Raw genomic sequence first — 13,322 nt, forward strand, 5'->3', positions numbered from 1 at the left:
AACCTTGGAGTAAATTCTGGAGTTAATTCTAAGAAGATTGCAGCGGGTTTGGAAGTGAATTGAAGAGTTGGACGCACAGCAAAACGAAACTGTTTCGATTTTCAGGGGGAACACAATTTGTTTTGGGCAGTAAACATGCCCTCAGAAGTTCTAATGGGTTACTGAGCAATACTAAACGGCTCAACTTGTTTTTAAGATTTCCCTAACGTAGGTTTTAAGTTCAACAAATTCCTGAGGTCTTATGAGAAAACTTATCTCGTGTTTCATCTTGCTTGCCCTTGCTGTAAACGCCTGGTCCTACAACGAAAGAGGAAACTCTGGGTTCACCCTCATTTGCGATGATCCTCAAGACAATAAGTTTTTTGACGCCTGGGAGGCCGAACATCGTTACGGCATGATTCCGGATTATCCGGAAGTGACCTCAGAATGTTATACAACATCGCAGTGCTTGGCATCCGCTTTGGTCGTGGCGAGAAAATTTCTAAAAAGACTTCCTGAAAAAACTGACATTCGAGATTACGCCTTCTACCGAATCAGTAATTTCATGGCCGAAGTTGCGATTAAAGATAACATTGTCATTATTCCTGTAGATGACATCGGTACCGGTATGATTCCCAAGAATTGTACGCTTCGCCAGACCATTGTTCAGAAAGAACCCATCTTCGAAGAAGATCGCAGATATATTATCTCCAATGATTACTGGAAACTTCTTACCACTGAGCAGAGAGGGGTGGGAATTGTTCACGAAATTCTGTACGGATACTATAGTATCTTAAAAATCAAACCTATCAATTCAGAAAAAGTCCGCTACTTGAATGCTTTAATTATTTCCGGAAAGGTTGAAGAGATGTCTCCAGCGAGCTTCCAGAAAGTTATGAATCAGGTGTATTCAAATGATGGAAAATGATAACTCTCTGGCCATCTTGCTTTCAAATATACTTGAAGCAAGAAAGAAGAAAAACGCAAACTACTCCCTGCGTGCCTTCGCAAGAGATTTGGGTATTTCATCCGGGCGACTGAGTAATATCCTGAACAATAAGTACCTACCAGGCACTTCGATTTCAAACCGAATCATAGCTTCCCTCAACCTGAACGAAAAAGAATGTGAAGAGTTCAATCAGATACTAGAGGAATGTCACAAAAAGTTTAAGCTTCTTGGAGAAGCGCACTTACTTCACGAGGAAGAGTACGCTTTAATCAGAGACTGGCACCACTTTGCCATCCTCAATCTCATGGAGACATCCACGTATGTTGATGATCCGAACTGGATCGCCGGCCGTTTAAACTTAACCGTTGAAACAGTGATTGAGTCCTTAGACATCCTGGAAGACCTAAACCTGATTGAGATGAAGAAAGGAAAGCGCTACCCTACATATAAAAATCTTACGACGACCCATGGAATTCCTTCGGAAGTCGTTCGCGAAAGTCATCGTCAGATTATTACCAAGTCTTTGGACTCACTTAATGATCCAAATGACATCAGAGACATTACTTCAGTAAGCGTCTCGGTCAATATGGCCAATCTTCCTAAAGTAAAAGAGCTGGCCCGCGAATTCAGAAGAAAGGCGGCCCTCCTTCTCGAGGAAGGAGAGCGAACAGAGGTCTACAATATCAATATTCAGATCGTGCCGGTGACAAAGAATATCATGAAGAACGTTTAGTTATTTTGCTTCTGTAAGATCAGCTTCTCAATACGTTCTAGTCTTTCCCTGTTCTCTTCATTTTCTTCGGTGAGCTTGTTGTTCTCGGCCTTTAATCTTTCGATTTCTTTTTTCAATTCCACGTGCTCATCTACGACTTTTTGCGATCTTCTTTCTACCAGCAATACTCTTTGAAATAATTCTTGGAGCGATTTCACTATGGGCGCAATGAGTTCGGAATAATTGACACCAAAGCGATCAGCATCTTTATCGTAATTTACGATTCCGTTACTTCCGATCCTTTGGTCTCTTAATTTTTTATCTATATCCTGGGCAATGAATCCAAAGTGAATTTTATTATCACCTTCATCTTTCCAGCGATATTGAACAGGATTTAAAGAGTTGATGAATCCTTCACCCAGTGAAAGTCCTGAAATGTCTTTTTTTAGCCTTTTATCTGAAGTTTGAATTGTTCCATTGGCCGCATGAACGGCGGACCAGCGATAAGTCGCATTCCCCAATGTATGAGTGTTGTCCACGGAAGGAGTCACAACACCTGCCACTGTTAACACAGAGTTTGCAGTCGTTGTACCAATCAAGAGATTTCCACTTGAATCCAACCGCATTTTTTCAAATGTTCCACCAGTGTAAAATCGAACATCTTGTCCAGCATTTCGAGCTGCGATTGAAATTCCTGTCACTGTTGTTGGTTGAGTAAATAGAGCAAGACGGTTTGCTAAATCGGCATTGGCCGCACTTCCATTAATGGCAAGGTTACCACCAACATTGTTCAATGATCCAATTGAAAGAGCGATCTGAGAACCGCTGGAGGTTCCATTATTGCTATTTTTCACCCATATCCCATGAAGGTTATTCACGTTATTTATGACTTCAAGGCGGTAGTTAGATGGAGAACCACCAATCCCCACTCTACTACTTCCATCCTCAAGAATGGTAGAGTTGCCAATCGTTCCAGCGGCAGTGAATTTGGGAATATATGTTGCTGTACCTGAACCTGATATACCACCGGATGGAGTCTCCCAAGTGGCCAATCCATCAGCATCAGAAGTTAAAACTTTACCAACACCAGGAATACCACCAGTGATTTTCACTTGGCCTGCGACTTCTAATTTTGCTCCAGGGTTATTTGTGCCTATCCCGACATTTCCTGTAGATGTAATACGAACTTTTTCTAAACCATTTGTGGTGAAAGCTAAAACTTCTTGCGTAGGGGAAAACATCCCTGTATCCGCATCTCCTTGAAATAAAAAAGCTGGCGAAGTCTCTGTGCCAGCTGTTCGAGTAATCCCTGCCCCCCCAGTCTGAGTCGAAATAATTGAATTTCCCATTGACCAAAGGTTTCCATGAGAAGTTGTTCTTAAACCAATGGCGTAATTTCCTACTCTAAAAAACCCAGTTCCGGTATCGGCCGCGAAAGTGATAGATGGAGTCGTTGAATTTCCATCAATAGCTTTAAATTGTCCTGTCATCGCAACTGAACCATCTTTCATAAAGTCACCTGAACCACTGGCCGGCGTTGTCCACGTCGCAAGTCCCGTTGCATCTGAAGTTAAAACTTTACCGGCACCAGGAGAGCCACCTGTGATTTTCACTTGGCCCGCGACTTCGAGTTTGGCTCCAGGAGCATTTGTACCAATGCCAATGTTACCCGTAGAGAGGTTACCAAAAAGAGCATCACCGATATTTAGATGATTTGATGTAGAGGCCGAAGGAGCTTCTGCATTATTACCAATTAAAATATTATTGCTTCCGTACGCAAAAGAGTTACCAGCATCGTTACCAATGATTACGTTAGTGCTTCCAAGAGTGGAGCCATAACCCACATTATAACCAATGAGCACGTTCATCCCAGCTTCAGTCGCACCATTATCCGAAACCCCATAACCAATGCCAACAGACTGTGATCCTTCTAATGATGAATTTTTACCCACAAGAACTGTATTAGAACCTGTAGAGCGGGCAGAATGTCCGATCGCCACAGATGCAGTTGGAGCAAGTGCATAGGCACCAATCGCAACACTTTGGGAAAGATCAGCATTATCGTTGGCATTGTATCCGATAGCAACGTTCTGGCCACCAGTTGTAATTTGATCACCGGCCCCGTTACCAAAAGCGACGTTGCCATTTCCTGAAGTAATGATATCCAATGCTCCGTACCCTAGGGCCGTATTACCAGAACCTGTCACTGAAGGATTTCCTGCATTGGTTCCAACAAATACGTTGGCAGTTCCAGGCGTATCAGCATCAGTTAAAGCGTTTAAGTTCGTAGCTCCTGCACTAGGAGTAGTCCAAGTCGCTAAACCAGCTGCATCGGAAGTTAAAACCTTCCCTGCTCCCGGTGAGCCACCTGTGATTTTCACCTGACCCGCGACTTCGAGTTTCGCTCCTGGAGAAGTTGTTCCGATTCCAACATTTCCAAGGTTATCAATCCGCATTCTTTCAGTGTCACCCACCCCTCCATCAGAGGTATAGAAGGCCATGATTCCTTCGCGGTCTCCACTCGTAAAATTTGCTCCAGTTAAACCAACAATTCTTGCAACAGCTTGAGTTGCAGTTGAGGCACCCGTTGTATAATTTGCTCCAAATGAGAACGATCCAATACTGCTATTAGCTGCAAAAGGAGAATGTGCTCCTGGTGTTCCCCCTGTACCCCAAACTTGGAAATAAGACTCACTTCCAGTTTCTCCATTACGATAAGTTCGGGCCATTACCCCAGCATAAGGATCTGACCCACCACCACTTCCAGTAGCACTTACTACGACAGCTGAATCTTGGGCGAATAAATCTGCTTTAAAGGTACTTCCGTTTTTTTCAACATGAAGCTTAGCTGTTGGTGTAGTGGTTCCTATTCCTACATCCCCTGAATTATTATTATAGATATTACTTCCTGAAGTCGTCCAAACCTGAGCACCAGTAATTGCCGTATTAAGCGCCTGAAGATTCACCACGTCTGTTAAATTCAAAGGAGCTACTGTCGTCTGTAATGGAAGTGTTCCGTTCGCTGGATAAGTCACACCATTTATCGTTGCCCCAGCAGAAAGTGGAGATTGTTTATTATTAAACGTATTCCAATCCGTTGAGCTTAGATAACCATCTGTCGTAGTATTTGCTTGAGAGATCGAAACAACTGGAGTTGTTGTTCCAGTAACAGTCACTGGAGCGGTCCCAGTTACACTTGTGACGCCACCGGGAGCGATCGTTGTCCACGATGCTAATCCGGAAGCGTCCGAAGTCAGAACTTTACCAGCACCAGGGGAACCTCCAGTGATTTTTACTTGCCCGACCACTTCCAGGGCAGAAGTCGGAGATGACGTTCCGATCCCCACGTTGCCTGAAGTTCGATAAACGTTTCCTGCGCTTGTTCCCCACTGTCCAAAGCCATCTACATATTGCTTATTAACAACGTCTGTTAAGTTTATCGGAGTATTTGACACTTGCAGGTTCTGGGCCGGAGTTGCCGGATAAATCACATTATTAATCGTCGCCCCAGCGATAAGAGCGTCTTGTTTATTATTAAAAATGTTCCAATCTGTTGAACTTAAAAATCCATTGGTGGTCGCAGAGGCCTGTGAAATAGAAATAACTGGGGTTGTTGATCCGGTTGCCACATTGATGGGTGCTGTCCCTGTTACATTCGTGACAGTTCCTCCACTACCAGAAGCGGCGATGGTTATCCCGCCAGGAGAATTCGTCACCGTCACTCCTGTTCCAGCGGTGATCGTTGCCGCCACTGGAGTATTACCAGTTGATCCAATTAACAACTGTCCATTGGTCAAGGCCGGTGCTTCAACGATCGCCGCCGGAGTCGACACCATGATTCTATTTCCAGAGAGCGAACTGGTGTTGGTTCCACCTCTAGAAACCGGTAAGACACCAGTTGTAATTTTGGCCGCATCTAAATTAGGAATGTCAGAGGCACCCAGCATGGCATTTACCCAAGCGGTACCGTTGTATTTTAAAAAGTTCCCACTTGTAAGAGATGAGATCGTAACTGTCGTACCTTTAATTTTATCCACACTGGTCGCATTGTAAGTGCCACTTACATCCCCCGTTAAAGAAGTTGCAGTTCCGAGCTTTGAAGAAAAGGCATCGTAGTCTGTTTTACTGAGGAGACCGGCCGTGACACCTGCTCCACTGGCCATAGGAATATTTAAAGTGTGAACTCCTGTTGCTGGAGTTGTTACCCAATTGGGAGAAGCCCCTGTTGATCCAGGAACCGCAAAGGAATGAGAGCCGACAGATGATCCATTAATATCGGTGATTCCTGAACCACTTACTCCGAAGGTAAGCCAGCTAGTTCCATTACAGTATTGCACATTACCGCTATTGTATCGGAGTGTGCCCACCTTGCTGGCGCCACATGCTAATCCATCATTACCAATTTGTATTCCACCGATGACCTCAAGTGCTGATCGAGGAGTAAGTGTTCCAATCCCCACACTACCTGAAGCGTTCCATATACCGAAGTTCGGAAACCTGGCCCCTCCATCAAAAGTCACCGCTGTCGTCGTCGTCGCTCCTCTACCAGTCACCGTCGCAAGTGTGTCCGCTTCAGAAGTTAAAAAGTTTGGCGCCCACGGCACCCAAGCAGATCCATTGTATTGAAGAAGATCTCCCGTTGTTCCTCCCACCATTCCAATCACACCAGTGCCGGAATTATAACTGATGGGAGATGAAGCGGAGATTGCCCCTCGGGCGAGAGTGCTTGAATAATATTTATTAGTGGCGCCTTCAGGAACCACATCAGTATTTAACGTTTGCCAAGTTTTGTCTCCCCGCCAATACTGAGCATTCGTCCCTGGAGCAATATCAGGTTCTTTTCCATCCAATGCTGTCGTGAGGCCAGCGATCTTCGATTGCGCAATGTTTGCAGTCGCAGAGACATCAGCGTCCACGATCGACCCATCAGTAATGTCGGTTGAACTCACAGAAGTATTGTCCCAGGAGAGATTGCCGGAACCATCGGTCTTTAAAAACTGTCCGTTTGTTCCATCATTCGCAGGCAGAGTAAAAGTCACGCCAGCAGTTGTCACTGGCGCGCGAAGTTCGACATAGTTTGATCCGGAATCTTTGAAACGAAGTCTTCCAGTTACTGCAATGTTCCCGACCACATCTAACTTTTCACTCGGAGTTCCCGTTCCTACTCCAACATTACCAGCATTGAAATAAATATGAGGAGCTGCATCTATCCATTGAGATGAAGTGACTCCACCAAGTTGATTATCAACATACTGCTTATTAACAATTTGATCAGGAAATACAGGAGTAGGAACTCCATTGATCGTCCCAACAGTTAGTGTTCCGCCGGTTTTATCTAATTTATTGTTGGATAAATCAGTCGCCTGTCCTTGAAGTTTTCCAATGGCCGTAAGAATGTTGTCTGTTGCAAGGACGACAGATGAAGAAGCGGCCGAGAAACCATTTAGTATCGTATTCAAAACATCAGAGGCAAAAGTGCCCCAAGTATTGTCCCCTTTTAAATAATTTGTCCCATCACGGGTCCCCGCAAGTTTCGCAAGATCAATTCCTCCCGCTAAATGCGCATTGGTGATTCCGCCTGGTTCAACTGAAATAGTTCCTGAATTTGTAATGGGTCCACCTACCAATCCTGAACCAGTGTGAATCGTTGTCACTGATCCGTTTCCAGTCCCACCAATGCCGGGTGTCCATCTTTTGAGCGTATCGTCCCACTTTAAGACTTGGTCCTGTAAGGCCCCCATCTGTGGAAGGTTCTTGGCGTAATTGGCCATATAAGAAGATGGAACCGCATACATATTTTGAACTGCATAGGTTCTACTATTTGTTGTGTCTGTCACCTGATAGGTCATGTTATGGCCAGAAGGAACGGCCTCCATCACGTTTTGAAGTGTCTCTCCTCCACAATCAGGTGGATCGAATTTTAATTTGACGTGAAAGACCCCGTTTGACAGTGGAACGCCTGAGATGGTTTTTGAACACAGTGTAGTTGATGAATCATTGGTCGAACTTAAATCAAATCGTAACGACACCGGCCCACTTACAGGAGATCCATTACTATTCACCAATCGTCCCGAATAACTTAATGAGTCCAGGGCCCATGCATTGATTGGACAAACACTAACAATAGTGAGGATTAAAATTAAATTTTTCACAGTTCACCTTTTATTTCTTCATAAATGGTAAAACCTAACAAACGTTTCGTTTCTTCAGGGGAACAGATATGAGACACCTTAAGCTGAAATTTAGGTAAGCGGAAAAGACTCAGCCGAAGAGACTCACATGAATAAAAAACGTGTCATCCTCGCGGGACTTCTCATTCTTATTCTTGCTGTAAGTGTTTCTTTGAAAACAACCAGGAACAAAGTTAAAAGCATGACCTTTGAGGACGACGTGATTGTCATCAAGAAAAGACTTAAATCCAGAGGACCATCTTCGATCCTTAAAGCAGTCATCGAAAAAGAAAAAACCTCGAAGACCCAAGAAGGTCCCCTCTTTAACGTCGCCGATAGAGAAAAATTCCTGACAGATAAATCATTTCTAAACGAAGAAGAGGAAATAGTACCAACATCTCCCGAACTTCCTCTTATTCTCGGTGCTCAAAGAACAACTCAAAATGCACCTTCTCCATTGATGGCCCAAAAAAAGATTCAAAGACCTCCTTTAACGGGGGGCCCAACTAAAACAAACATGACATTCGGAAATGTTAATCCACCACCCCTTCCTGGGACTTCAGAGAAAAATACGAACACGACCAATTCAAATGGCCCGTCATCAGATAATTCTCCTCCTGGCCAGGTTTCTCATGAACACCCTTCTTCCATCTGCTCATCAAACTTAGGAGGCGGCTCCTTTAACGGTCCAATCTCGGTTGAACTAACATGTACTCACACATCCACTATTAAATATTGTTTGAGTGAAGGGACTTGTTGTGATCCGGAAACAGGATCCACTTACTCGGGCCCGATTAGCATCGGTCAACCATCAAAAACATTTTGTCTAAGCTACACTGGCGGTTCTGATGTAAGTGAGGCCATCTATTCGTTTAATGCTGATCTTCCTCATCTGGATATTCTTCAAAAGAAACTAGAAATTCAAACCACTCAACTTGAAACTCAGATGGCCATCATGAGTAATGACTTCGGCTCAAATGATCACTCTGTGGGACTGATTAATTTCAGACAATCGAATCCTCAAACGATGAATCTCAATTGCCAGGAAGCGGTCGAATATGTTCCCTCTGGTTGGGCCGGTTCTGGGAATTTAGTTGTTCTCCCTGAGACACCTGTCTTTCCCTACACTCCCATGGACCAACTCAATGTGATGCTCAATCTTACGAAGCTCATTTATGGTGAAAACCATCTCGTAAGCTACATTAAAAGCTCGCAATATGTTGAAGACGAGTTTGCCTGCATTCATTCAAAAATGATTTTGAGAGATTTCGATTTTTTTGAAAGTCTTCCTGTGGAAGTTTCTGATGCCAATGAATTTACCGGCGGATTCAGTCCAATTGGACCTGGAGAAGATAACTTAGCTCTTTATCGGGGCCCGGCCAGTGACATAAATCCACATTCTTTTGAGGAGCTCCGATCTGGTCTTTTGAGTATCTTCTTTGATAAGTAGAAACGCTCCGATCCAATTGGGAGCGAATTCTGTTTGATATGGTAAACGCATGAATGTAATTTCATGTATCTAGAAAGTGTACCGCTCTGTACCTCCTTGAAAATCCGCAACTTATTACGTACTCCATAGGCACTTTTATAAATAAGAGGCCCTTATTATGTTAAGAATAACATTATTCATTTCTCTATTTTCATTCGCCCTAAATGCTTGGTCATGGTCTGAAAGAGGAAATTCAGGTTTCTCAATCATTTGTGAAGATCCTTCACAAAATATGTTCTACGACGCTTATGAAACTGAACAACGTTATGGCCTTACTCCCATCTTCCCTGAAGTTAATGAGGAGTGTTCTGACGAAGCAAGCTGTCTTGGAGTATCTCTCAACATTGCAAAAGAGTTACTTCAGCGTCTTCCCGCAGATCCAAAGAATCGGTTTAATAAATACGTTGGTGTTAAAAAGTTCGCGCTAGAACGTATCGAAACATTCACAAAAGAAGCAAATTTTTTAAACAACATCGAAATCCTTCCCGTCAATGATGCTGGAATTGGCTTTATTCCTAAAAACTGCTCTCTTCGTCAGACCATTGTTCAAAGAGTTCCGCTCTTTAAACATGACAAGCGCTATATCATCTCAAATGAATACTGGAACCAGCTGGATACCAAGCAAAAAGCTGTCGGTATCGTTCACGAGATCCTTTACGGCTACTATGGTTATATTCAGCATGAATCACTTTCTTCAGAGATGGTCCGTTATTTCAATTCTTTGATTCTTGCTGATGAAGTTAAAACTTTTACGGAAGAAGAATACAGATTGTTTTTAAACCGAGTTTACTACGGGAACTAATCTATGGAACTTTCTAACCTGCTTCAAAATATTCTGAACGAGAGAAGAAAGAAAAACCAAAGCTACTCAATGAGAGCTTTCGCCCGTGATCTTAGTATTTCATCCGGTCGTCTTAGTGATATCATTAATCGTAAGTACGTTCCTGGTGCGGCCGTGGCAGAAAGAATCATTGGTTCACTTGAGCTAACTGAAGATGAACGCCCAAAGATTCGCCAGCTCATTGAGCACTCACATCAATCCCTCAAGCTCCTTGGTGGCGCCCATCAGTTACAGGACGCTCATCTTTCCATCCTGGCGGATTGGCATCATTATGCCATTCTAAATCTAATGGAGACCCAGGATTTTCAAAGTGAAGCGGCCTGGATTGCAAAAAGACTTAATCTTTCAGTTGAGATTGTAGAAGACTCACTTTCAAAACTTTTATCCTTTGAACTTATCGAGAAACGGGAAGACAGATTCACCCCGACTCATAAAAACATTACCACGACCCATGAGATTCCTTCCGAAGTGATCCGTGAAGGTCACCGCCAGGTCATTATGCAGTCCCTGGACTCACTTGAAATGGATCCCACAGAGCTACGTGACATTACTTCGATCACGCTTCCTGTGAACGTGGCGAATCTTCCAAAGGCAAAAGAACTTGCCCGTGATTTCCGACGTAAAATTGCGACTCTTTTAGAAGAGGGCGATAAAACTGAAGTTTATAATATCTGTGTGCAGATCGTTCCGGTCACGAGAACAAAAGCTTAATGATTTTTCTGGGCCTTGCTTTCTTTCATAAGCAGGGCCTTTTCAATTCGTACAAGCCGCGCCTCTAACTCTTCATTTTTCTCCTTGAGAGTTTTATTTTCCTGCTCCATCGTTTTGAATTGCTCTACTGAGACCGAGGCAGGGGCCCGTTGTTGGTGCTGTTCTAGCTTATTTAAACGCTCGTTAAATGAAGTATAGAGTTCTTTAATGGCATTGATGATGACATAAGTAAAAGCACCATAATCAACCGCTTTAATTTCGGTTTTCGTTTTATCGCTCTTCTGTAATCGAACACTCTTTGTTTTTACTAATTGAGGGGCGGCCTTTTCAATTTCCTGAGCGATGACCCCAAGTTTCACTTCATCATCATCCAATGTTTCACCAAGGCCGTTGTACTTGAAAGTAACAGGATTAATTCCTAAAAGTTCTTTAAGACCCAAACTGAAGTCATGAACTTCTTTCTTCACTCTTTCATCAGAGGCGCATGTACCAAGAGAGGAACTGGCATAATACAAACAACCAGATGTTCTAATATTACCTGTGACATCCAGCTTCTCACTGGGTGTTTTGTTACCAATTCCCATATCTCCAGACGCAGTGATGGCAACAGGAGAAACTCCATCATAGAGAAAAGCGTTGTTGTCCGTGGTGGCAACTCCATCGTGATTTTCGATATAAATGCTGTTGTAGTTTTCTATAACGCCTGTACTGGATAGATTCGGCAACGCCAGATAAAGGCCAATTCCATTGGTGATGTTACCTCCTCCTGAAATTTCAATTTGTCCATAATAGGAAGTTGCATTCCCAGTACTGCCTGATCCACGAACACCGGCCTTTGAGATAGTTCCGAACAGCCCTCCGGAGGAACCGGCCGCATTCAGATAGGCCTCGTTTTGGGAGCCACCGGCATAGCTCAAACTCTGTGTCCCCTCATGAAAGGCCTGGGCCTGCGAGCCCATGATAATGTCTGCAGCATAGGGGCCTATAAAAGTTGTCCTACTAAGATTCGCTACATATTTTGCGGTTGATGCCCCAGTTGGTTCAGCGGTCATCATGGTCTGAGTGGCATTATATTCTCCTGAAGTACTGTTCTCATGATGAGCAACATCCAGTTTTGCAGACGGAGAATTCGTTCCGATGCCTACATATCCCGGTAGACGATGAATGCTGTCCCCGGATACCGACCATGCTCCCGCAATTGAGTCCACATAGGCCTTAGTGGCAGCGTCAGTTGGATCAGTAGGATCAACCACGTTAGTAATTTTGTGAGAATTTAAATTTAAGTTACCACCCATGGCACTTGTTCCATTCAACAGAACATAGTTGCCCTGTGAACTGTTTAATGAAGTGACATAGGACTCTAACTTCGCCAGCGCCTGCGGAATCGTATCCAATGCATTGATTGGGGCGGCCGCCACGGCCGTGTACCCTAGAAGTGGCGTTCCTCTCACACGGTCGTAAGTGAAATATAAATTCGTGTCTTCTGTGACCTGAGATGTACTGACAGTAGAAGGGACCCAGTTGGTTCCATTAAAAAGGAGAACTTGTCCCGTACTTGCGCCCATATCATGCAAATGAACAGATTGAACTTGGCCATTTTGTAAGTCAAAACTTATGGGGAAAGTGGCGGCCGCTGAGGCATTGGAAATAATGAGATTGAGCGACTGTCCAACCAGTATACTCAAAGCACTGCGGGCATTTAAAACAAGTTGGCCTGAAGATTTAGATTCAATATCAAACTGATGATTTGTACTTCCTTCAATTTTAGCGACATCAATATTTTGTAAATTACGACCTTTAACGATCAACTGATTATTACTGACTGTGACCTTTGTGATGACAGGTTTCGAATCTTTAACTGATACATGTATGCGTCCAGTGAGATTGGAAACATCCTGACAAGCGGTGAGGCTCAGTAAAAAAATTGGTGAGAGAATTAACAATTTTTTCATAGTTTAATAATTTTAACCCCTTCCGTCGGTTGAAGACCTAGAAGATGCTGGAAAAGAGTCATCTTGAGCTAAAATTAAGATTGGTTAAATGAAACCCTTCGAAATAACTGGCGGGTTCAAAAAGTGATTGAAGAAGCTGATGATGACAAAAGCGTGTTGAAGGCAAAAAATGTTCTCTGACTGATATATATCTGAGGCAAAAACTTCCGTTTCTTAAATGGGCCAACGACCACATCTTACTACTCACCAACAAATGTGAATCAAAGCGAACAAGTTTTTGTGTGAAGAAGTTTAAATTCTGAGAGTGAAATAAGATAACGAATAAGATGCGTACAAATAAAAAAGGGAGCCCCTGCTTGGCTCCCTTCTTTTCGGCATCTTGCCTTTGAGAGTGACATCCTGTCACATCTTATAATCATTATACCCAACATTTTTTCAGGACAAAGAAAAATATCAGGAGGAAACTTTTTCCAAGTGATCTTATTTAAACTGTTAAAGAACTACTCAACAATTTGTTTC

The 13,322-nt window shown here is 43.4% G+C and carries 7 protein-coding genes; 5 read left to right on the forward strand and 2 right to left on the reverse strand.

What is annotated here, in order from left to right; genetic code table 11:
- Positions 1-241 precede the first annotated feature (241 nt).
- Positions 242-907 (forward strand): hypothetical protein, encoded by a 666-nt coding sequence (locus ACJVC5_RS17015; RefSeq protein WP_408096739.1) that lies wholly within the window; start codon positions 242-244, stop codon positions 905-907.
- Positions 894-1,661 carry a TIGR02147 family protein gene (locus tag ACJVC5_RS17020; protein WP_408096740.1) on the forward strand — a complete coding sequence of 256 codons (768 nt, stop codon included), beginning with the start codon at positions 894-896 and terminating at the stop codon, positions 1,659-1,661. Before ACJVC5_RS17015 ends, ACJVC5_RS17020 begins: the two co-directional genes overlap by 14 nt.
- Here ACJVC5_RS17020 and ACJVC5_RS17025 read toward each other — a convergent pair.
- Complete coding sequence (locus tag ACJVC5_RS17025) at positions 1,658-7,792, reverse strand: tail fiber domain-containing protein (RefSeq protein WP_408096741.1); 6,135 nt, start codon at positions 7,790-7,792, stop codon at positions 1,658-1,660. The genes ACJVC5_RS17020 and ACJVC5_RS17025 overlap by 4 nt on opposite strands.
- A gap of 127 nt (positions 7,793-7,919) precedes the next feature.
- Here ACJVC5_RS17025 and ACJVC5_RS17030 point away from each other — a divergent pair, with 127 nt between their 5' ends.
- The 3 genes from ACJVC5_RS17030 to ACJVC5_RS17040 all read left to right on the forward strand — a co-directional run bounded on the left by ACJVC5_RS17030 (position 7,920) and on the right by ACJVC5_RS17040 (position 10,851).
- A complete protein-coding gene (locus tag ACJVC5_RS17030; RefSeq protein WP_408096742.1) occupies positions 7,920-9,260 on the forward strand; it encodes a hypothetical protein in 1,341 nt (446 codons plus the stop codon).
- Positions 9,261-9,417: 157 nt separating this feature from the next.
- Complete coding sequence (locus ACJVC5_RS17035; RefSeq protein WP_408096743.1) at positions 9,418-10,101, forward strand: hypothetical protein; 684 nt, start codon at positions 9,418-9,420, stop codon at positions 10,099-10,101.
- A gap of 3 nt (positions 10,102-10,104) precedes the next feature.
- Entirely contained in the window at positions 10,105-10,851 is a 747-nt protein-coding gene (locus tag ACJVC5_RS17040; protein ID WP_408096744.1) for a TIGR02147 family protein, read from the forward strand.
- On the opposite strand, the gene ACJVC5_RS17045 is transcribed toward ACJVC5_RS17040, so the two are convergent.
- Positions 10,848-12,803, reverse strand: coding sequence for a tail fiber domain-containing protein (locus ACJVC5_RS17045; RefSeq protein ID WP_408096745.1), 1,956 nt, complete (start codon positions 12,801-12,803; stop codon positions 10,848-10,850). The genes ACJVC5_RS17040 and ACJVC5_RS17045 overlap by 4 nt on opposite strands.
- Positions 12,804-13,322: the final 519 nt, after the last annotated feature.

This window comes from Peredibacter sp. HCB2-198 (assembly GCF_045999315.1).
Classification (GTDB): Bacteria; Bdellovibrionota; Bacteriovoracia; order Bacteriovoracales; family Bacteriovoracaceae; genus Peredibacter.

What these genes read in the sequence shown, in the direction of transcription:
- ACJVC5_RS17040 (WP_408096744.1), top strand. Translation starts at nt 10,105, where the DNA reads ATGGAACTTTCTAACCTGCTTCAAAATATTCTGAACGAGAGAAGAAAG.
- ACJVC5_RS17035 (WP_408096743.1), top strand. Translation starts at nt 9,418, where the DNA reads ATGTTAAGAATAACATTATTCATTTCTCTATTTTCATTCGCCCTAAAT.
- ACJVC5_RS17020 (WP_408096740.1), top strand. Translation starts at nt 894, where the DNA reads ATGATGGAAAATGATAACTCTCTGGCCATCTTGCTTTCAAATATACTT.
- ACJVC5_RS17030 (WP_408096742.1), top strand. Translation starts at nt 7,920, where the DNA reads ATGAATAAAAAACGTGTCATCCTCGCGGGACTTCTCATTCTTATTCTT.
- ACJVC5_RS17015 (WP_408096739.1), top strand. Translation starts at nt 242, where the DNA reads ATGAGAAAACTTATCTCGTGTTTCATCTTGCTTGCCCTTGCTGTAAAC.
- ACJVC5_RS17045 (WP_408096745.1), bottom strand. Translation starts at nt 12,803, where the DNA reads ATGAAAAAATTGTTAATTCTCTCACCAATTTTTTTACTGAGCCTCACC.